Source organism: Veillonella atypica (assembly GCF_041431435.1).
GTDB lineage: Bacteria > Bacillota > Negativicutes > Veillonellales > Veillonellaceae > Veillonella > Veillonella atypica.
Window position 1 is genome coordinate 143,390 of sequence record NZ_JAPVXV010000001.1, and the last position, 21,598, is coordinate 164,987.

The following is a 21,598-nucleotide window of genomic DNA, read 5'->3' on the forward strand; positions in this document are numbered from 1 at the left end:
TTTTATTATATGTGATGGTCATTTATAATTACTCATTTTATGTTATAGATAAGGAGATACCATGCAATCATTGTTAGATGGCTTGAATCGGGAGCAACAACAAGCTGTACAACATACCGAAGGCCCACTATTGATTTTAGCAGGTGCAGGATCAGGGAAAACAAAGGTATTAACTGTACGTATAGCATATTTACTAGCTCAAGGTGTAAATCCTTATGAAATCTTAGCCATTACATTTACCAATAAGGCGGCTAAGGAAATGAAAAGCCGTGTAGAAGGCCTTGTAGGCGATGTAGCTAATCGAATTTGGTTAAGTACATTCCACAGCTTTTGTGCTAAATTTTTACGCTTTGAATTAGATAATTTTTTAGGTTATAACAGTAATTTTACAATTTATGATACATCTGACTCTCAAGTCGTTATAAAAGCAGCGTTGAAGGCCCTTAATCTGGACGATAAATATTATCCTGTAGGTGCCATGATTAGTGCTATTTCCGATGCGAAAAATAAATTGATGTTCGCTTCAGATTATAGAAAACAAGCACGTGACTTTTACCAACAAAAGGTAGCTGATGTCTATGAGTACTACGAACGAGAGTTGCGCAAAAATAATGCATTAGACTTTGATGATTTGTTGCTTGTAGCTGTTAAATTATTACAATCTAACGCCGCTGTGCTAGACAAATACAGCAAACGTTTTAGATATGTTATGATTGACGAATATCAAGATACAAACCATGCTCAATACTTATTGGCGTATTTACTATCATCTCATTGGAAGAATATTGCCGTCGTAGGTGATGCTGACCAAAGTATTTACGCATGGCGTGGTGCAGATATTCAAAATATTCTCGATTTTGAAAAGGATTATCCAAATTGTACATCCATTAAATTGGAGCAGAATTATCGTTCTACCAAAATTATCTTGGATGCTGCCAATGCTGTTATCTACCATAATGAAGGACGTCCAGAAAAGAACCTTTGGACTGATAAGGTAGAAGGGGCTAAAATTCAGCACTTTACGGCGCAATCGGAACATGAAGAGGCTGCTTTCATAGGCGATACAATTGTAAAAAAACATGATATTCACGGCGTACCGTATGGTGATATGGCCATCTTGTATCGTACCAATGCACAATCCCGTGTGCTAGAAGAAGCATTGATTAAACGTGCTCTACCGTACACTATGGTAGGTGGCACTAAGTTCTATGATCGTAAAGAAATCAAAGATGTGCTCGCCTATTTGCGCGTATTATATAATCCGTTTGATGATTTAAGTTTATTGCGTATTATTAATGTGCCAAAGCGTAGTATAGGTGCTACTACGGTATCTAAATTGCAAGATTATGCCCGTGAAAATGGTACATCCTTATTTATGACCTTAACACAATTGCACTTGGTCGATACCATTAAAGGAAAAACGAAAGAGAAACTTGAAGAATTTGGCATTTTAATTTTTACACTTGTTGCAGAAATGGATGATAAATCCGTCCTTGATATTTTAGAAGCTATCCTTGATAGAACTAGCTACTTGGCTCAATTAGAGGAAAGTACGGATCCACAAGATCAAGCGCGGGCAGAAAATATCGGTGAATTATTATCTGTAGCAAAGGATTTCCAAGATACAAATCCAACGGGGACTGTGGAAGATTTCTTGGAACAAGTAGCTCTAGTGAATGATGTCGATTCCTTTGAACAAGAGGAATCTAAGGTTACCTTGATGACATTACATGCTGCTAAAGGTCTTGAATTTCCTATCGTATTCCTCGGTGGCTTAGAAGAGGGCTTATTCCCACATAGCCGTACCTTGATGAATCCAGAGGAAATCGAAGAAGAACGACGCCTCGCGTATGTAGGGATTACGCGTGCTGAGAAGGAATTATATATTTCTAATGCTACAACCCGTACCGTATTCGGTCGTACTAGCAGTTATTTACCGTCTCGTTTCATCGATGAAATTCCAGCGGAACTCGTCGATAGTTTACGTGCAAAACGAAGAATTCCTGATGATATTAAACCAACTGTGCCAAGACATATGTCGGTCGCTAGTCGCCCTGTAACAAAACCGATTATTCGCAATGAAGTTATCGCTGATTGGAAGATTGGGGATACTGCGATTCACAGCAAATGGGGGAATGGTAAGGTCGTCAATGTTTCCGGTGAAGGGGCTGGCATGAAGCTAACTATAGAATTCCCTACACAAGGTGTTCGAGTAGTCATGGCTAAGTTTGCACCGGTAAAAAAAGGTTAGAACAATCACTGTATGATATAGAGGATAATTATGAATCCTAAAGATAGAATAGAACAATTACAAAAAGAATTGACTCATGCTCAGTATCTATATTATGTAAAAGATAATCCGACGATGAGCGATTTTGAATATGATCAAAAATATCGTGAGCTCGTGGATTTAGAAACGGCACATCCTGAATATATTGTGCCATCGTCTCCGACACAGCGGGTTGGCATCAAGGCGGATGGTCCTTTTGAAAAAGTAGTCCATGGTAGACCTATGCTCAGCTTATCCAATGTGTTTAGTGCGGATGAAGTACGTGCTTTTGACCAACGGGTAACGAAGGAATTGGGACATCAAACAAAGGCTTATGTGGTGGAGTTGAAAATTGACGGCTTAGCTGTTAATTTGCACTATGAAAATGGTATCTTTGTCCGTGCCGTCACACGCGGTGATGGTAAGGTAGGAGAAGATGTAACAGCCAATGTGCGTACCATCAAATCCATTCCTTTATACCTAGAAAATGCACCTGAGTTTATCGAAATTCGCGGTGAAGCGTACATGCCACATAGCGAATTTAAACGTATCAATGAGGAACGCGATGAAGAAGGGGTACCGACCTTTGTCAATCCTCGCAATGCAGCGGCAGGTTCCTTGCGTCAACAAGACCCTGCTATTACAGCAAGTCGTAATCTTGCGTTCTTTGCCTACGCTATCGGTTCTGAAAGCGGCGCTAATATTCATACGCAAGAGGAATTGTTACATACATTGGAGAATTTCCATTTTTCTGTAAATCCTCATTATCGCGTTTGTAATACCATAGATGAAGTTATTGAGGCTATTAATTATTGGGGCGAAAAACGTCATGAACTGCCATACGATACAGATGGTATGGTTATAAAGGTCAATGATTTTAATGATCAAGAGATGTTAGGCTCAACCGCAAAGGACCCTAAGTGGGCTACGGCTTATAAATATCCTCCAGAAGAGGTAGAAACAGTTGTCAAAGATATAACCATTAATGTAGGACGTACTGGTGTATTGACGCCAACTGGAGAATTAGAACCTGTGTTTGTATCTGGCACTAATGTGAGCCGTGTTACATTACATAATCAAGATTTCATCACTGAAAAAGATATTCGTATTGGTGACCATGTACTTATTCACAAGGCGGCTGAAATCATTCCAGAAGTCATTCGTGTATTGCCTGAAAAACGTACGGGCAGTGAGGTTCCTTTCACAATTCCCAATCGTTGTCCTGTTTGTGAAAGTCCAGCAGTACGCCGTGAAGGTGAGGCAGCCATTCGCTGTACTAACAAACATTGTCCAGCTATTGAAAAGGAACAAATCATTCACTTTGCATCTCGCGATGCGATGAATATCGATGGACTTGGCCCAAGTATTGTGGAAAATTTAATCAATGAAAAATTGATTACCAATGTAGTTGATTTATATCATTTGACTACGGAATCCATCATGGGTATGGACCGTATGGGTAAAAAATCGGCAGATAATCTTGTGAAAGCTATTGCAGATTCTAAATCTCGTGGATTAGACCGCGTATTATTTGGCCTTGGCATTCGCCTTATCGGTTCTAAAGCGGCCGGTACAATTGCTAATGTTGTGAAGTCTATGGATAGATTTTTAACGATTAGTAAAGACGAATTAGTGGCGGTAGAAGAAATCGGTCCTACCATGGCAGATAGCATTATCGAATATCGAGAGGACCCTCAACATATTAAAATCATCAATAGCTTAATCGAAGCCGGTTTAAAAATGGACGTAGATGTGCAAGAAGCCGCAGGTAATGAAATGGAAGGGGAAATCGTTGTTCTTACTGGTAAACTCGAGGTCATGGGTCGTAGCGAAGCTGGTAAACTATTAGAAAAACACGGCGCTAAGGTGACCGGGTCCGTATCTAAGAAAACAACACTCGTCGTTGCTGGTGAAGATAGTGGCAGTAAATTGACAAAGGCGAATGAACTTGGTATTCGCGTTATCAATGAAGAAGAATTTATAGAATTACTTAAAGATTTAGGTGAAAACTAATCCTTTATTTTGAAAATATATGTCATATGCTTTATAATTAAAAGATATGAAAGGATGTGGACCGATGAAAATCAGCCAAGAGGAAATTAAAAAAATCGCTTTACTGTCCCGATTAGAAGTAAAAGAAGATAAAATGGCTAGCGTTGAGAAGGAATTATCCGATATCTTAACGTATGTAGCAGAATTAAATGAATTAGAATTAGATGATGTAGAAGTAATGGCTCATGCTGTTCCTTTGCATAATGTATTTAGAGAAGATGAGACTAAACCTTCTTTAGATCATGATTTAGCATTGTCTAATGCACCTGAAGAAGATGATGGGTACTTTAAGGTGCCTCGCGTTGTACAAGAATAGGAGGTTTCACTGTGGCAACAATTCATGAATTACACACTAAATTAGTGAACAAAGAAATCAGTGCTGTCGAATTAACAAATGCAGTGATTAGTCACAAAGCAAAAGTGGAACCAGAGGTACATGCGTATTTATCTGATTCTCACGAATTAGCATTAGCATCTGCCAAAGCTGTAGATGAAGCAATTGCTAAAGGTGAAGCTATTTCCCCCTTAGCAGGTATTCCTGGCGCTATTAAGGATAATATTTGTATTAAAGATCAACCTGCTACATGTGCATCTAAAATGTTGGAACATTTCATTCCTCCATATAATGCATCCGTTATTGAACGATTACATGCTAATCACTTGGTTAGCTTAGGTAAACTTAACATGGATGAATTCGCTATGGGCGGTTCCACAGAAAATTCCGCATTAGCTAAAACAGCTAATCCATGGAATTTGGAATGCGTACCAGGCGGTTCTTCCGGTGGTAGTGCAGCTGCAGTATCCAGTGGCTCTGCTATCTGGGCATTGGGCTCCGATACAGGTGGTTCTATCCGCCAACCAGCATCCTTCTGTGGTGTGGTAGGTGTGAAGCCTACCTATGGTAATGTATCACGTTATGGTTTGATTGCCTTTGCATCCTCCTTGGATCAAATTGGACCTGTTACACGCGATGTAACTGATGCTGCATTGGTATTAAATGCCATTGCTGGCCATGACCCTAAGGATTCCACATCCATTCCTGGCGAACGTGTAGATTATACAAAAGCGCTTGTGAACGATGTTAAGAATTTAAAAATTGGTGTACCAAAAGAATTCTTTGGCGATGGTCTTAATGTAGAAGTACGCAAGGCTATTGATGAAGCAATTGAAACATATAAAAAATTAGGTGCTGAAATCGTTGAGGTTTCCTTGCCTAGCACAAAATATGCTTTGTCTGCGTACTATATTATCGCATTGGCAGAAGCAAGTTCCAACTTAGCTCGTTATGATGGTGTAAGCTATGGTTTGCGTGTGCCTGCAGATAATTTGGTAGAAATGTCTACTAAAACTCGTACAGAAGGCTTTGGACCAGAAGTACAACGTCGTATCTTGCTCGGTACCTATGTATTGAGCGCAGGTTATTACGATGCGTACTATTTGAAAGCTCTTAAAGTACGTCGCGTTATCAAAAATGAATTTGATGCAGCCTTCTCCAAGGTTGATTTGTTATTGGCTCCAACAGCCCCTAACACAGCGTATAAGTTTGGTGAAAAAATCAATGACCCATTAGCAATGTACTTAGAAGATATTTGTACAGTTCCAGCTAACTTAGCAGGTATTCCTGGTATTAGCATTCCAGCGGGCATGAGTAGCGATAACTTGCCAATCGGCTTACAATTATTGGGTCCTGCAATGGGCGAAGAAACATTGTTACGTGCCGCTTTCACATTCGAACAAGCACGTCCAGATTGTCAATTAGTAGCACCAACTGGGGAGGTTTCTCTATGAGTAGTAAATACGAAACAGTCGTTGGTTTAGAGGTTCATACAGAGCTTAAGACTAAGTCTAAAATCTTCTGTGGTTGTACCACTGAATTCGGCGGTGATCAAAATACACATGTATGCCCAGTATGTCTTGGCTTACCTGGTGCTATGCCTGTGTTGAATAAACAAGTAGTAGAATTTGCCATCAAAGTAGGTTTAGCATTGAATTGTGAAATTCTTAAATTCAACAAATTTGACCGTAAAAACTACTACTATCCAGATTTACCTAAAAACTATCAAACATCTCAATACGATTTGCCAATCTGCTTGAATGGTCACTTAGACATTGAAGTAAATGGTGAAACTAAACGCATCGGTATCACACGTATTCACATGGAAGAAGACGCTGGCAAATTGGTTCATAGCGGTAATACGATTTCCGATTCTAATTCTTCTAATGTCGACTATAACCGTACAGGCGTACCTCTTCTTGAAATCGTATCTGAACCAGATATTCGATCTGGTGCAGAAGCGAGAGCATACGTTGAAAAATTGCGTTCCATTTTGCAATATTTAGAAGTATCTGACGGTCGTATGGAAGAAGGTTCCTTGCGTGGTGACTGTAACGTATCCGTACGTCTTCGTGGCTCCAAAGAATTTGGTACACGTACAGAAACTAAAAACGTTAACTCCTTAACAGCCATTCAAAAGGTTGTTGAATACGAAGCATTGCGTCAAGCTAAGCTTATCGAAGCTGGCGGCAAGGTAGACCAAGAAACACGTACATGGGACGATGCACAAGGCATCACTCTTGGCATGCGTAAGAAGGACGAAGAAAACGATTACCGTTACTTCCCAGAACCAGATTTGGTACCAATCGTAATTACGGACGAAAAAATCGAAGAAGTACGTCAATCTTTGCCTGAATTACAAGATGCTAAAATTGCGCGCTTTGTGTCCGAATATGGTTTGTCTCGTGAAGATGCAACTATCCTTACTATGGCTCGCAAGACGGCTGATTACTTAGATGCTGCTGTGAAAGCTGGCGCAGATTCTAAGACTGTAGCGAACTGGATGCTTGGCGACTTGTCTAAGATGATCAATGAAAGCGGCTTAACATTTGGTGAATCTAAGGTAAGCCCTGAAAACTTGGCTGGTATGATTGCTCTTATTGAAAAAGGCACTATTTCCGGTAAAATTGCGAAAAAAGTTATCGTATCCATGTGGGAATCCGGCAAGGATGCAGATACTATCGTAAAAGAAGAAGGTCTTGTTCAAATTACAGATACTGGCGCTATTGAAGAAATCGTAAAACAAGTTATCGCTAATAACCCACAACCAGTGGCTGACTTTAAGGGCGGTAATGGCAAAGCTATCGGTTTCTTAGTAGGTCAAGTTATGAAAGAATCCAAAGGCCGTGCTAACCCTGGTATGGTTAACCAATTATTACAAAAATTCTTAAATGACTAAAACCATCGTGATTTAGTTTATCGGAATATATAATTAGAATATCCTCTATGGTATACTCACCGTAGGGGATATTTTGTTTCCATAAGTATTATGGTATAATAGATTGTATAAAATTGATTAATAGTTTTATGATAAGGAATATATCATGAATAACCAAGATACAATGAATGAACATAAAGAACAAGAAACTAAGACGCGTGTGTTAAGCGATACAGAGCGTCGCGATTTTGATGGTGTTACCATTGATGAAGCAGGTGACACTGTACATGTTGAATTTACACCTACCCAAAAAGAAGAAGAGCAAAGTGAGTATGACCAATTTCAAGATTATGGTCCTCGCGTGAAGGTATATCATTTTGGCGGTTCTAGTTGGTTAAGCCGTATCATTATGATTATTGTACTAGCCGCAATCTTAGCAGCCATCGTATTCTTTGGCGGGATCATTTTGTCCATCGTCGGCGTGGTCATCTTAGTAGGGGCTATTATCTCCTTTATCTTAGGCTTGTTTTAATGGTATAATATATCTATTATGACAAGACGGTGGCAAGTCCATTCGATGATGCTAAAGGGGTACTATGAACGTAGTTCTATCAACATTAAACTCAAAATTTATACATTCTTCACTAGCCTTGAGATATCTCAAGGCTTATGGTGAAGCCCATGGACAGGCATACGATATAGTGGAATATACTATTAATATGCCTGTTTTGCACATTCTCAGCGATATTACAGAACACGATATCGATATTTTAGGCTTTGCTTGTTATATCTGGAATATCGAAATGACACTACATGTAGTGGATATGGTAAAAGCCGTACGGCCAGATATTAAAATCGTATTGGGTGGTCCAGAGGTTTCTTTCACAGCTGATGAATTATTAGCACGATGTCCAAATATTGATTATATCGTACAAGGTGAGGGCGAAGAAGCATTTCATGCCCTTGTAACAGCCTTACATCTTGGCAATGATGGGTTAGATCCTGTGATTCCCGGCGTGAGAGGACGTAGGGATGATAGTATTTTAGGCTCTACAGAGGCCGTAGAGGTTCGTGATTTATCTACTATACCATTCCCATATACAGAGGCAGACATGGATGATTTAGAGCATAAGATTATTTATTATGAATCTTCTCGTGGTTGTCCTTTTTCCTGTCAATACTGTTTATCGGGCAATAAGAATACGGTGCGATTCTTTCCACAAGAGCGGACATTAAAAGAGCTGCAATGGTTTATTGATCATGGTGTGAAGCAAGTAAAATTTGTAGACCGCACCTTTAACTGTGCACCTCATCATCATAGACCACTTATGGAGTTCATGAGAGATAGCGATACAGATATGAATTTTCACTTAGAGATGGAACCGGAGCTTATGACGGAGTGGGAAACCAATATTCTCTGTGAAACGCCGCCTGGACGTATTCAAATCGAGGTAGGCGTACAAAGTACACATAAGAAAACATTAGATTCTATCAATCGCTATAATGATTGGCCATACATTCAAAAATCTATACGCCCTATCATTCAAGCAGGACGTACGCATGTTCACATGGATCTTATCGTAGGATTGCCTCATGAGGATTTTAATCGATTTGGACAATCTTTTAACGATTTATTTAGCTTACAACCTCATGCGTTGCAAATAGGATTCTTAAAATTACTAAAAGGATCTGGTGTGCGACGGATGAGTGAATACAAGTATGTAGCAGATCCGTTGGCTCCATATGAGGTTTTGAGTACCCATGTATTACCTTATGATGATGTACGTTTCTTGAAATATTTTGAAGATGTCTTTGAGCGCTTTTATAATAGCGAACGATTTAGAACAACCTTTGGCTATATTGGGCATCAATTGATTCACGGTGAAACTGATGCATTTACTTATTTCTGTGATATGACACGAGCATGGCTTAAGGAAGGCAATCATAAGGTTAATCTCAAGGATATAGACCAAATTGAATTCTTATATCGTTTCTTCCTTGATAAAGGTGATACGATAGCTGCGGAATTATTGCAATACGATACACTGGTAAGTTATCGTGGTAAGGTTCGCAGCGAAGCAGTAGGATTGCCGAAACAAACGAAGGAATTGCTACAAGTAGGCGAAGCATTTTGGCGTAATGAAGAGATAGCTTCCACATTTATTCCGAATTATACATTTAAAGAATGGCGCAAAATTCGCCAACAATATGTGGAAATGACCATGAGCCGTGAAACAGCATCATATTTAGGCATTCAGCATATACCAGAAGGGGCTTTCACAGTTATTATAGATGTGAATAAAGAGGTGGGCCCATTTATTCGCCCTGAAAACATACAATGATATAGAGGAGTGTTATGTCAGATACAACGAGACCGAAACGGTACCGGATGGTGTCAAAATTTTATAAAGAAACATATGGTGAAAAGGTATATAAATTACCTGTTGCATTGCCGTTAACCTGTCCTAATCGTGATGGATCAGCAGGTGTTGGGGGATGTACATTCTGTGGTGAAATCGGTGCTGGTTATGAAAATAGACCGGCATGGATGACGGTGCGCATGCAGTTAGAAGAAAATATTGCACACATCGGACCTAAATATAAGGCTAAAAAATTTATTCCTTATTATCAAAACTTTAGTAATACCTATTTACCTCTTGAGGATTTCAAATCCTATATGGAACAAGGCTGTATTGATGAAGCAGTGGGGATTGCTATCGCTACTAGACCGGATTGTATTTCCAATGAATATTTAGATGTTTTCCAGGATATACAACAGCAGTTTCAGAAGGATATATATATCGAATTAGGATTACAAACTGTTAACTATCATACACTTGATAAGATTAATCGGGGCCATGATTTAGCGCAGTTTATCGATGCGGTTCTACGCATTAAGCGTTATGGATTTAATGTAACCACACATATGATTGTAAATTTGCCATGGGATACGATGGAGGATACCATTGAAGGGGCTAAAATTTTATCATCCCTTGGCGTTGACCAAGTAAAGTTACATGCTCTATATATCGTGAAAAATACATTGATGGCCAAATGGTATGAAGAAGGTCAAATTACCTTGATTAGCGCTGAGGAGTATGCGAAGCGCGTTGTTCAGTTTTTACGCCATCTCCATCCGGATATTGTATTGCAACGTTTAGTGGGACGTGCCCCAGAGGATAATACATTATTTACCAATTGGTCTATGGGCTGGTGGCGTGTACAGGATTTAATCGATGATATGATGGATGAATTAGATGCACATCAAGGCGATTTATGTGATTATTTAAATGGTAAAGCAGTACGGAAATTTATAGATGGGGGACAGCATGAGTGAACGGGTATTTACCTTTCCTACCTATGACTTAGCACAATCTATACTAGGTCAACACAATAGATATTTACAAATGATGAATGAAGTCATTCCTGCGGATATCGTATCTCGCGGTGATACAGTTGTCATAAAGGGCGATGAGCTTCATGTAGAGGCGTTGTATCGGACATTAGAGGAACTTGTATTCCTCTACAAAGAAGGCAGTACGATTACAGAATCTCAAGTTCGCATTGCCGCTAAGATGGTTATGAATGGTAAAGGGGATGCCCTTCATACCATGTTCGAGGATACCTTGTCAGTAACGATGCGTGGTAAAAGCATTACGCCAAAGACGGAAGGTCAAAAGCAATATGTAGATAGTATTCGCAAGAATACTATCACCTTTGGCATTGGACCTGCCGGGACAGGTAAAACGTTCTTGGCTGTTGCATTAGCCGCATTTTACTTGAAGAATCGCAATGTAGATAAGATTATTTTGACGCGCCCTGCTGTAGAGGCTGGTGAACGGCTTGGTTTCTTACCAGGCGAATTACAAGATAAGGTAGATCCTTATTTGCGTCCACTCTATGATGCGTTGCACGAAATGTTTGGTATTGAACAAGTTCAGCGCTTTATGGAACGAGGCACAATCGAGGTGGCACCACTTGCGTATATGCGTGGTCGTACCTTAGAAAATGCTTTTGTTATCTTAGATGAAGCACAAAATACGACGGCAGAGCAAATGAAGATGTTTTTAACCCGTTTAGGTAATAACTCTAAAATGGTCGTCAATGGTGATAAAACACAAATTGACTTGCCTCCACGTGTAACCTCTGGTCTTTATGAAGCAGAGAAGGTATTAAAACGCGTGTCTGGTATTCATATGGTGTATTTCACAGATCAAGATGTAGTGCGCCATGATTTGGTAGGTCGCATCGTTAAAGCTTATGATGCGTACCATCAAAAGCTTTCAAAGGAAGAATAAGAATTATGCATATACAAATTAGTTATGATGATGGTATAGCTAAAGATGCTAACATCGAAGAAGTTATACAAAAGGTTTGCGATGAGGTGAGCCGCGTGTATGGACTCGAGAATGATGAACTAAGCATTCTGCTATGTGACAATAAGAAAATTCATGAACTAAATAAGGAGTATCGCGGTATTGATAGACCAACAGATGTATTGTCCTTTGCCCTTAATGAAGGGGACGATTACGAAGGTAGTGAAGAGGAACATCACCTATTGGGGGATATGATACTCTCCTTGGAACGAGCTCATGAACAAGCTGTCGAGTACGGGCATAGTTTTGAACGAGAATTAGCCTATTTAACAACACATAGTTGTTTGCATATCTTAGGCTATGACCATATGACCGATGAAGATAAAAAGGAAATGCGCACAGAAGAAGAATTTGTGCTTTCTAATTTAGGGTATGTACGAGAGGATCAACCATATAATGAATAAAGCAGAACATTTTAAATCCGGCTTCGTAGCTGTTGTAGGGCGACCAAATGTAGGCAAGTCTACCATGATTAATGCCTTGATAGGCGACAAGATTGCCATTGTATCCGATAAGGCACAGACAACGCGTAATCGCATTATTTGTGTTTACACCGATGAAGAAAAACAAATCGTTTTCATGGATACACCTGGCGTACATAAACCAAAACATAAATTAGGTGAATTCATGGTCGATGCAGCCATTGAATCTTTGAAGGAAACAGAGGCCGTTCTATTTGTTGTGGCAGGTAATGAAAAACGAGGCCCAGGAGATAATTTCATCATTGAACAATTAAAACGCGTAAAAGTACCGGTATTCCTCGTAGTCAATAAAATTGATACACTGCAAAAAGAACAGGTATTAGAAGCTATCGTATCCTATCAAGATGCGTATCCATTTGCTGGTGTCATTCCTATTTCGGCAAAGAATAAAGAAAATTTATCTGAACTTCTTAATGTGCTAGGTGAGCATTTGCCAGAAGGTCCTCAATACTTCCCAGAAGATATGATTACGGATCAACCAGAACGATTGATTATTTCTGATATCATTCGCGAAAAGATTTTGTTGTCTACCCGTGATGAAATTCCTCATGCCATCGCTGTCGATGTAGATGAAATGAAGACTCGTGATGATGGAACTACATATATTCGTGCTACCATCTATTGTGAACGAGATTCTCAAAAGGGTATCATCATTGGTAACAAAGGTGCGTTATTACGCAAGATTGGTGCAGAAGCGCGCATGGATATTCAAAAGTTATTGGCTACAAAAGTATATCTTGATTTATGGGTTAAGGTTAAAAAGGATTGGCGTAATAAATCGGGTATGCTTTCAGAATTGGGATATAAAAAATAGATTATTTAGATTGATTATAGTTAGAAAGGATTGTTATGGACAGTATAGATGCCCTGTTACCGATTGGGTTCGGCATAGTATGTATTTTCTTAATTAACTTTTTGGTGGTAGCAAAATTCTCTTTTGCACGGTTGCGCAAGGAACACGTAGAAGATATGGAAATCCTACATGAAAAGGATCGCCAATTCTTGTTAAAGCTATACCAAAATCCTGAGTATTTCCTTAATACTACACAATTTCTAATACTCTTTTTCATTCTCACATTAGCAGGTACTGGCACATATATCTTTAATAGTTTTGTGGTAGGTATCATGGATATTTTTAATATCCATGGTACATGGGTTCATCATATTTTAGACCTGATCTTGCTTATTATCATTAGTCTTATCGTCCTCATCTTTGGCGAAATTGTACCGAAAGCATTGGGATTATCATTCCCTACAAAATATGTAAATATGCATAGTCGCATCGTCGTTGGCGTTGGTCGTATTGTATATCCTTTTGTCTGGTTAGCTAGTAAAATATCTAATTGCATCCTTAAATTTTACCAAACAAAATACTTAACTGAACTAGACCTTGTATATACGGAAGAGGAACTACGCATGATGATTTCTAGAAGTCATGAAGAAGGTCAGTTAAATCAGGTAGAATCTGAGTTGATAGACAATGTTTTCAACTTTGTGGAACGTATGGCAAAAGAGGTTATGGTGCCTCGTCAAGATGTGGATTGTATTTTCGTAGAGGATGGTTATGATGAAGCCATGAAGGTGATTCGTTCTACATCGCATACGAGATACCCATTGTGTGTGGAAGATAAGGATCATATTGTAGGCCTTGTACATATTAAGGATTTGATGGAACGTCAAAAGCAGGCTAGAAAAGATTTGCGCAACATCAAACGAGATATCTTGACGGTTCCTGAGGTTATGAAATTATCTACCTTACTGCAATACATGCGAACGCGTCGTATTTACCAAGCCGTTGTTGTCGATGAATACGGCGGTATGGTAGGCCTTGTGGGGTTAGAGGATATCATCGAAGAATTGGTAGGGGATATTCAAGACGAACATGAACCTCATTTGCCGGCTACGATGAGTTATTCTGATGGCTCCTTTGAGTTTGACGGCAAGGTTCTTGTCGATGAAGTGTCTGAAATGATGAATATTCACATTGAAGACTCCGATTCCGATACGATTGGTGGCTATATCTTCGGTCTATTAGGCCGTACTCCAATTGTGGGGGATACTGTTGAAGCTTATGGTTATACATTTGAAGTAATTAAGATGCAAGGTTATCGTATTTCACGTTTGCGTGTAACACCTTTACCTGAGTCTGAAACTGTTACGGATGATGAACATGAACAAGATTAGTGGCGCTTTTAATACGCCGGCCATCGTGGTGAGCCGAAAAAAATACAAGCTCTATTCGGTGTTTACCTTTATCACACCGTCCTTAGGTATTATTAGAGCTTCTTTTCCGCATAAACGGTTGCAAACATTGCGTAATGCATCATATTTACGCCCCTTCAGCGCTATGTATATCACAGTTGTGCAGGACGGAGAATTTGTGAAAGTCACACAAATTGATGGGTCCTATGTGGTGGAATCTTTAGATACGAATCTAGATAATATTACGTATGCAGCCGTAGCCAGTGAACTGATACAAGAACTATTTGCATCGTATGATGTTGACCGTAATGTATTTAATGCTGTAGTCAATTATTCAAAATCGATACGTCAACGAAATGTACGATTAGGGACTATCATATTGGGATGGCAAATGCTGTCGTTAGCGGGGGTAATGCCACAACATGAGGCTTTTAATACCGGAGATGGAATTGATTTATTCTGGAACGAACTACGGATACATACGCATATGAATCCATCCCTTTCATTACGCAACGCAATGCCAACTATTTTGGCCTATCAATGGGGTGATGCAGCACCTATTGAACTTCCTGGAACTGTATGGAAGGAACTAGAACGATTACTATTTTCTTATTGTGAACAGGAAATAGGTAAACAACTACAAAGTGTAAAATTTCTGATGAGCTTATAATATATACTGATAAATTGTTAGATATCGATTCATAAGACTCCTTATCAAAAATTTTTATAAATTTTAAACCACTTATCTCGAATAGGTTAGATAAACCTATTTATGATAAGTGGTTTTCTTATATAGAAAAAATATAATGTATTACCTGAATATATATCTCATTTATGAGTTAGAAAATGGGAACAAAAAGTTTTATACTAAATACATTAATGGTTGTTCTATATATAGTAGAGTGATATTAGAGCCTATAGTGATGGCTCTATTTTATTTTTTTATTTTAAAACTATAGATTATAGAAATTTATTAAAGGATTGTATGGAATGGAATTAATCGAGTATATAAAGACATTAGGTAATGTAGGTGTAGCTCTATCTGGTGGTGTAGATTCATCCTATCTAGCGTATGCGGTCAAACAATCTGGCATTCCATGCAAAGCATATACTGTTAAGTCTCAGTTTGTGCCACAGTTTGAATTAGATGATGCCAAGAAAATTGCAGAATATATCGGTATTCCCTTAGAAATCATTGATATTGATGTACTCGAACATGATGATGTAACGAGCAACCCAAGTGATCGATGCTATTACTGTAAACATCATGTATTCACAACGATAAGTGAACAGGCTAAACACGATGGATTTACTGTATTATGCGATGGAACCAACGCCAGTGATGAGGTAGATGATCGCCCTGGTATGAAAGCAATAGCTGAGCTATCTGTTAAGTCGCCACTAAGAGACTGTGGCTTAACAAAATCTATGATTCGCCAGTTGGCCAAACAGGCTAATTTATTTACCTGGGATAAACCATCCTACGCCTGTTTAGCTACGAGATTTCAAGCGGGACAGCACATAACAGGTCATGATTTAGAACATATCGAAAAAGCGGAAGGGTATTTATTTTCGTTAGGTTTATCAGATTTTAGAGTTCGTCTGATAGGAAATACTGCTAAAATTCAAGTCCCAGAGAATCAAATAGCTATTGTTATTAAGAATAGGATTGAGATTCTCTCATATTTTAAATCTATGTTTGATGAGGTTATATTAGATTTAGAGGTGCGTTCATGAGCGATAATATTAGATCTCTTTTAGAGCAAGTAAAAAATGGTCAAGTAGATGTGGATGCAGCCTTATTAAAGCTAAAGATGAAACCGATAGAGGATTTAGGGTATGCCAACGTAGATTTACATCGTCAATTACGACAAGGTGTTCCGGAGGTTATATATGGCGCCGGTAAAACTAGTGAACAAATCGTGGGTATTATCTCCTCCATGCAGTCTAATGGGCAAGGTCATATATTGATTACACGATTAGCACCTGATGTGGCGGCAGAGGTTCAAGAACACCATTCCTTGACATATATCAAGGATGCTCATATCGGCTACGTTGGTGATATGCCTACGGAAAAAACAGATTCAAGTATAGCTATTGTTACCGGCGGTACAAGTGATTATAAAGTGGCTGAAGAATGTGCTGTTACGGCTGAGTTTTACGGCAATACGGTCAATCGAATTTATGACGTAGGTGTGGCGGGTATTCATCGTTTGTTACAACATTTAGATACTATTATGTCTGCTAAGGTTATCGTTGTCATTGCCGGCATGGAAGGGGCTTTAGCAAGTGTTGTTGGGGGCCTTGTGGATGTACCTGTTATCGCCGTGCCAACTAGTGTGGGGTATGGAACGGCATTTGGTGGTGTTACGGCGTTATTATCGATGCTCAATTCCTGTGCTAGCGGTGTTACGGTTGTCAACATAGACAATGGATTTGGTGCTGCTTATACGGCGAATATGATTAATCATATAGGTGAAAGTAAATGAAACGATTATTTTTAGATTGTCAAATGGGCATTGCAGGAGACATGCTGACCGCGACATTACTCGGTTTAGTAGATAACCCTGAAATATGGATAGAACGGCTTAATCAAATAGGGATACCTAATGTTACCTATACACTAATAGCGAAAGAAGAAAATGGATTACAAGGATATCGGGTAGCGGTAACTATTAATGGTATAGAAGAATCTGAACAGTATACAGGTAGTCATCATGACCAACATCATACTGATCATCACCATCATGTGCATGGCCGAGGCTTACAAGGTGTAACGGATATAATTAATAGCTTATCTATTTCCGATACGTGTAAACAGAATGCTATAAACGTATATAATCTGGTAGCTCAAGCGGAGGCTAAGGTTCATAAATCTACAGTGACACAAATTCATTTCCATGAGCTAGGCATGCTCGATGCTATTGCAGATATTGTAGCCGTTTGTGTACTCTTAGAGGCATTGAATTTAGATGAGATTATTATCTCTCCTATACATGTAGGAACAGGTACGGTTCACTGTGCTCATGGAGAACTACCTGTGCCAGCACCAGCAACGATGGAGTTATTAGCGGGTATTCCAATGTACGCAGATTATCAGATTAAGGGTGAGCTATGTACGCCTACAGGCGCAGCGTTAGCTAAGTATTTTGGTACAGCCTTTAGCCATATGCCAGTTATGACACCAACAAAGGTATCTTATGGATTTGGTACTAAACAATTTGAACGACCTAACTGCATTCGCGCCTTTGTAGACATGATTAATGATTTAGAAGATACAATCATTGAAATGGCTTGTAATCTCGACGATATGACACCAGAAGAAATCGGCTATGCAGTAGAACAGCTGTTACTTTCACCAGCCTTAGATGTATTTACAACACCGATTATGATGAAAAAACAACGACCTAGTACGATGCTCACCGTTCTTTGTAAAGTAGACGATATCGATACTGTGCGAGACTTAATATTCAAACACACTACGAGCCTTGGTATTCGATACCATCGTTGTGAACGATATATTTTGAGCCGGTCAGCAGGAGACATAGACTGGGAAGGCAATAGAATTGCTTTCAAAACAAGCAGTGGATTTGGTGTGGAGAGACATAAATATGAATATGATTCACTAGCTGCCATTGCTAAGCAGAATGATATGAGTTTGTTAGACCTTAAACGACAATTGCGTAAGAAGGAGGATTGATTTGTCGTAGCGGGTTATTTATAGTTTGTTAGTGTTAAGTTAAGGAGTGATTCCCATGAAAACATTTAATGTACCCTATGCAAAAGGATTTGTAGATATCAATATTCCTGATCAAAATATTGCAGGTGTATTAGAATCTAAAGCCCATTCCTATAAGGCGGAGCTTTCACAAGAAGCATTGGTAGAACATGCGTTAGATAATCCTATCGGTAGCCAACGCTTGGAAGAATTAGTTAAGGGTAAATCCAATATGGTCATCATCACAAGTGACCATACGCGTCCAGTGCCTAGTAAAATTACGATGCCAATTTTACTTCGCCGTATTCGTGAAGCCAATCCTTCCATCGATATTACCATTTTATTAGCAACTGGTTTCCATCGTCCTACTACGCATGAAGAAATGGTAGATAAATTCGGTCCTGAAATCGTAGCCAATGAAAAAATTGTAAACCATATCTCTGGCGATGCGAGTCAAATGACTAAAATCGGCGTGTTGCCATCCGGTGGGGACTGCATCATCAATAAACTAGCTGTGGAAACGGAGCTATTAATTTCTGAAGGTTTCATTGAACCACATTTCTTTGCTGGCTTCTCTGGCGGTAGAAAAAGCGTATTGCCAGGCATTGCTTCCGAAGTAACTGTAATGGCAAATCACTGTGCTGAATTTATCAATAGCCCATATGCTCGTACAGGTATTATCGAGAACAATCCAATTCATAAGGACATGGTATACGCTGGACGTACTGCGAAATTAGCATTTATTTTAAATGTTGTCATCGATGCGGAAAAACATATTATCAATGCTTTTGCTGGTGATATGGAACAAGCTCATGAAACAGGCTGTGCTTTTGTGTCTGAACTAGCCAGTGTGAAAGCTGTACCAGCAGATATCGTTATCACTACAAATGGTGGGTATCCATTAGACCAAAACGTATATCAAGCTGTAAAAGGTATGACCGCTGCCGAAGCATCTTGTAAAAAAGATGGCGTTATCATTATGATTGCCGCATGTAATGATGGTCATGGTGGGGAATCTCTTTATGAAAATCTTAAAAATGCTAAAACACCTCGTGAATTACTAGACCGCATTGCTAAGGTGCCTCGTAATGAAACAATTCCAGACCAATGGGAAATGCAAATCTTGGCTCGTATTCTAGATCAATTTACCGTTATTGTTGTAACAGATCAATGCGATCCTAAGATGCTTACAGATATGCATTTGCAACATGCTAGCACCTTTGATGAAGCATTGAATAAAGCTTTGGAATTAAAAGGAAAAGATGCAAGTATTACAGTTATTCCTGATGGCGTATCTGTTGTGGTGAAAGCGTAATTATATAAATATTATACTGAAAGGTGTACTGCTTAGAGGTAGTACACCTTTTTTGGCTAAATCTTCTATTGACTTTCGAAAAAAAAAAACATAATAAAATATAAAATATGAGTTTATATTTTATTTAGAGAGGAAATATATGATTAAGCGAGCGGTACTTTTGTATCTAGGGCTAGCATGTGTGATACCTTTACAGGGACATGGTGCTAATCCTATAGACATACAAGAACAACTAGATAGAGCAAGAGCTAGTCAAGAAGCGAGAGAGGCACGATTAGGAGAAGAACGGATACAATGGCAACATATATCATCTAATACAGACGGTAAGACACCAAGACCTGCATCAGGACCTATGAGTGTTTCACCGTCTTTTTATATTACGCAGATACGGTTAGCTGAAGAAGGCGGACACTCGAATACTTCGATAGATAATTCAGCACCATATAGTACGAGATTGATTAAGGGACCTTTATACTATCAAGCTAAAGGTCAGGATATATTACTTGATGTTCCTCAGACATTTTCGTTTCTGAGAAAAGAAATAAAACCTTATATTAACCGTAAGTTATCTATTGAGGATATTAATGGGTTATCGACTCAATTAAATAATTCATTACTATCGCATGGTTTTGTTACCTCTAAAGTGGGAATTCCACAACAATCCCTTGCTACGGGACAATTGCAGTTTAATTTACAAATTGGACGAATTGAAGCTATTATGTATCGGCCAGATTTACCACATTTACCTTGGCATAATGCATTTCCATTACGAGAAGGGGATATATTAAATATTCGAGATATTGAGCAAGGCCTAGAACAGATGCGACGAATTGGATCCCAATCAGTAGCTGTTGAGTTAGAAGCTGGGTCAAAACCGTTATATTCTACTATTATATTGCAAACGTCTAAAAAGCCTCCGATTCATGGCATGGTGTCTATTGATGATTCTGGATTAAAAGATACTGGAAAACTGCAGTGGACGACTTCTATAGGTATTGATCGATTATTCAATGCTAATGATACCTTTCAAGTGAGTTTAAACCAGGATGGAGCTCGAGATGGCGAAGTCAAGGGTACTAAAAACCATAGCATTTCTTACTCGATTCCACGAGGTAAAGATACGTTTTCTGTTTCATATAGTAATATGAAATACCATCAAACGGTACATACTATGGCAAATCCATTTATTAGTTCTAGTCGAGCTAAGACCTTTAAAGGCACATGGAATCATGTATTTCATCGTAGTCGAACAACAAAACGGAGTTGGGATATAACGATAGCTAAACGTAATTCCAAGAATTATATTAATGATGTAGAAATCGAAGTACAGAGAGCGAATACAGCATCATTGGAATTTGGCCTTTCAGAACGACGGTATCGTAAACAAAATACTATATTTTCTCGTGTCGCAATAAAAAAAGGTGTTGGTTGGTTTGGATCACAACCTGATTATGGCTATGGTGCACCAACAACTCGTTATACACAACTTTTATTGGATGTAGATTATCAAATGCCACGTACATGGGGACATCGCCCGGCAAGTATTACAACGTCATTTCATGGACAATGGACATTAGGTGGTAAGCAATTATATTCACGAGATATGATTAGTCTCGGTAATCGATATACAGTACAAGGATTTGATGGCGAGCATACGTTGATGGCTGAGAGCGGTTGGTATATGCGAAATGAAGTAGCTAGTTATATACCAAAATGGAAATCAAGTATATATGCCAATATAGATTTTGGTACCGTATATGGACCGAGTACCGATGTATTAACAGGTCGGTTTATTGTCGGTACAGCCATTGGTATGAGAGGCCAATTTAAGTCTGGATTATTTTATGATGCCTTTGTTGGTATGCCGTTATATAAACCGGAAGGTTATAAAACAAATCATATAACAGCAGGATTCCAAGCGGGATTTTGATTTTAGTAAACTGCTGTCATATCTCATATATATAGTTTGGGA

18 protein-coding genes are annotated in these 21,598 nt (G+C 38.9%); all 18 read left to right on the forward strand.

The features are described from left to right. The first annotated feature begins 61 nt into the window (after positions 1–61). The 18 genes from pcrA (at position 62) to O3598_RS00770 (ending at position 21,556) form a co-directional block, all read left to right on the forward strand. A complete protein-coding gene (gene pcrA / locus O3598_RS00685) occupies positions 62–2,251 on the forward strand; it encodes a DNA helicase PcrA (RefSeq protein WP_371451409.1) in 2,190 nt (729 codons plus the stop codon). 30 nt (positions 2,252–2,281) lie between these two features. Beyond that, positions 2,282–4,282 (forward strand): NAD-dependent DNA ligase LigA, encoded by a 2,001-nt coding sequence (ligA, locus tag O3598_RS00690; RefSeq protein ID WP_005377616.1) that lies wholly within the window; start codon positions 2,282–2,284, stop codon positions 4,280–4,282. Between the two features lie 64 nt (positions 4,283–4,346). Continuing rightward, entirely contained in the window at positions 4,347–4,637 is a 291-nt protein-coding gene (gene gatC / locus O3598_RS00695) for an Asp-tRNA(Asn)/Glu-tRNA(Gln) amidotransferase subunit GatC (protein ID WP_005377582.1), read from the forward strand. 11 nt (positions 4,638–4,648) lie between these two features. Beyond that, positions 4,649–6,109, forward strand: a complete 1,461-nt coding sequence (gatA, locus tag O3598_RS00700) for an Asp-tRNA(Asn)/Glu-tRNA(Gln) amidotransferase subunit GatA (RefSeq protein ID WP_371451412.1) — start codon at positions 4,649–4,651, stop codon at positions 6,107–6,109. Beyond that, entirely contained in the window at positions 6,106–7,554 is a 1,449-nt protein-coding gene (gene gatB, locus O3598_RS00705; protein WP_005377579.1) for an Asp-tRNA(Asn)/Glu-tRNA(Gln) amidotransferase subunit GatB, read from the forward strand. The genes gatA and gatB overlap by 4 nt, the downstream gene beginning before the upstream one ends. A 145-nt stretch (positions 7,555–7,699) precedes the next feature. After that, positions 7,700–8,065, forward strand: coding sequence for a DUF4229 domain-containing protein (locus O3598_RS00710; RefSeq protein WP_287523962.1), 366 nt, complete (start codon positions 7,700–7,702; stop codon positions 8,063–8,065). 64 nt (positions 8,066–8,129) lie between these two features. Beyond that, positions 8,130–9,875 carry a B12-binding domain-containing radical SAM protein gene (locus O3598_RS00715; protein ID WP_005377567.1) on the forward strand — a complete coding sequence of 582 codons (1,746 nt, stop codon included), beginning with the start codon at positions 8,130–8,132 and terminating at the stop codon, positions 9,873–9,875. Positions 9,876–9,889: 14 nt separating this feature from the next. Then, positions 9,890–10,870, forward strand: a complete 981-nt coding sequence (gene mnmL, locus O3598_RS00720; RefSeq protein WP_005377578.1) for a tRNA modification radical SAM protein MnmL/YtqA — start codon at positions 9,890–9,892, stop codon at positions 10,868–10,870. Further along, positions 10,863–11,831, forward strand: a complete 969-nt coding sequence (locus tag O3598_RS00725) for a PhoH family protein (protein WP_005377602.1) — start codon at positions 10,863–10,865, stop codon at positions 11,829–11,831. The genes mnmL and O3598_RS00725 overlap by 8 nt, the downstream gene beginning before the upstream one ends. A gap of 5 nt (positions 11,832–11,836) precedes the next feature. Continuing rightward, positions 11,837–12,313 (forward strand): rRNA maturation RNase YbeY, encoded by a 477-nt coding sequence (gene ybeY / locus O3598_RS00730; protein WP_005377587.1) that lies wholly within the window; start codon positions 11,837–11,839, stop codon positions 12,311–12,313. Then, complete coding sequence (gene era, locus O3598_RS00735; protein ID WP_005377575.1) at positions 12,306–13,205, forward strand: GTPase Era; 900 nt, start codon at positions 12,306–12,308, stop codon at positions 13,203–13,205. Before ybeY ends, era begins: the two co-directional genes overlap by 8 nt. A gap of 35 nt (positions 13,206–13,240) precedes the next feature. Beyond that, a complete protein-coding gene (locus O3598_RS00740) occupies positions 13,241–14,575 on the forward strand; it encodes a hemolysin family protein (protein WP_371441771.1) in 1,335 nt (444 codons plus the stop codon). Continuing rightward, a complete protein-coding gene (gene recO, locus O3598_RS00745) occupies positions 14,562–15,263 on the forward strand; it encodes a DNA repair protein RecO (RefSeq protein ID WP_371441770.1) in 702 nt (233 codons plus the stop codon). The genes O3598_RS00740 and recO overlap by 14 nt, the downstream gene beginning before the upstream one ends. Positions 15,264–15,583: 320 nt before the next feature. Further along, a complete protein-coding gene (gene larE, locus O3598_RS00750) occupies positions 15,584–16,330 on the forward strand; it encodes an ATP-dependent sacrificial sulfur transferase LarE (protein ID WP_371451416.1) in 747 nt (248 codons plus the stop codon). Beyond that, positions 16,327–17,082: a nickel pincer cofactor biosynthesis protein LarB gene (gene larB / locus O3598_RS00755; protein WP_371441768.1), complete on the forward strand. Its 756-nt coding sequence runs from the start codon at positions 16,327–16,329 to the stop codon at positions 17,080–17,082. Before larE ends, larB begins: the two co-directional genes overlap by 4 nt. After that, positions 17,079–18,293, forward strand: coding sequence for a nickel pincer cofactor biosynthesis protein LarC (gene larC / locus O3598_RS00760; RefSeq protein WP_371441767.1), 1,215 nt, complete (start codon positions 17,079–17,081; stop codon positions 18,291–18,293). The genes larB and larC overlap by 4 nt, the downstream gene beginning before the upstream one ends. A gap of 55 nt (positions 18,294–18,348) precedes the next feature. Further along, positions 18,349–19,626 carry a nickel-dependent lactate racemase gene (gene larA, locus O3598_RS00765; protein ID WP_005383406.1) on the forward strand — a complete coding sequence of 426 codons (1,278 nt, stop codon included), beginning with the start codon at positions 18,349–18,351 and terminating at the stop codon, positions 19,624–19,626. Positions 19,627–19,765: 139 nt separating this feature from the next. Further along, positions 19,766–21,556 carry a ShlB/FhaC/HecB family hemolysin secretion/activation protein gene (locus tag O3598_RS00770; RefSeq protein WP_371451418.1) on the forward strand — a complete coding sequence of 597 codons (1,791 nt, stop codon included), beginning with the start codon at positions 19,766–19,768 and terminating at the stop codon, positions 21,554–21,556. Positions 21,557–21,598 lie beyond the last annotated feature (42 nt).

What these genes read in the sequence shown, in the direction of transcription:
- O3598_RS00770 (WP_371451418.1), top strand. Translation starts at nt 19,766, where the DNA reads ATGATTAAGCGAGCGGTACTTTTGTATCTAGGGCTAGCATGTGTGATA.
- gatB (WP_005377579.1), top strand. Translation starts at nt 6,106, where the DNA reads ATGAGTAGTAAATACGAAACAGTCGTTGGTTTAGAGGTTCATACAGAG.
- O3598_RS00715 (WP_005377567.1), top strand. Translation starts at nt 8,130, where the DNA reads ATGAACGTAGTTCTATCAACATTAAACTCAAAATTTATACATTCTTCA.
- larE (WP_371451416.1), top strand. Translation starts at nt 15,584, where the DNA reads ATGGAATTAATCGAGTATATAAAGACATTAGGTAATGTAGGTGTAGCT.
- larC (WP_371441767.1), top strand. Translation starts at nt 17,079, where the DNA reads ATGAAACGATTATTTTTAGATTGTCAAATGGGCATTGCAGGAGACATG.
- mnmL (WP_005377578.1), top strand. Translation starts at nt 9,890, where the DNA reads ATGTCAGATACAACGAGACCGAAACGGTACCGGATGGTGTCAAAATTT.
- larB (WP_371441768.1), top strand. Translation starts at nt 16,327, where the DNA reads ATGAGCGATAATATTAGATCTCTTTTAGAGCAAGTAAAAAATGGTCAA.
- gatC (WP_005377582.1), top strand. Translation starts at nt 4,347, where the DNA reads ATGAAAATCAGCCAAGAGGAAATTAAAAAAATCGCTTTACTGTCCCGA.
- ligA (WP_005377616.1), top strand. Translation starts at nt 2,282, where the DNA reads ATGAATCCTAAAGATAGAATAGAACAATTACAAAAAGAATTGACTCAT.
- larA (WP_005383406.1), top strand. Translation starts at nt 18,349, where the DNA reads ATGAAAACATTTAATGTACCCTATGCAAAAGGATTTGTAGATATCAAT.
- ybeY (WP_005377587.1), top strand. Translation starts at nt 11,837, where the DNA reads ATGCATATACAAATTAGTTATGATGATGGTATAGCTAAAGATGCTAAC.
- era (WP_005377575.1), top strand. Translation starts at nt 12,306, where the DNA reads ATGAATAAAGCAGAACATTTTAAATCCGGCTTCGTAGCTGTTGTAGGG.
- O3598_RS00710 (WP_287523962.1), top strand. Translation starts at nt 7,700, where the DNA reads ATGAATAACCAAGATACAATGAATGAACATAAAGAACAAGAAACTAAG.
- O3598_RS00725 (WP_005377602.1), top strand. Translation starts at nt 10,863, where the DNA reads ATGAGTGAACGGGTATTTACCTTTCCTACCTATGACTTAGCACAATCT.
- pcrA (WP_371451409.1), top strand. Translation starts at nt 62, where the DNA reads ATGCAATCATTGTTAGATGGCTTGAATCGGGAGCAACAACAAGCTGTA.
- O3598_RS00740 (WP_371441771.1), top strand. Translation starts at nt 13,241, where the DNA reads ATGGACAGTATAGATGCCCTGTTACCGATTGGGTTCGGCATAGTATGT.
- recO (WP_371441770.1), top strand. Translation starts at nt 14,562, where the DNA reads ATGAACAAGATTAGTGGCGCTTTTAATACGCCGGCCATCGTGGTGAGC.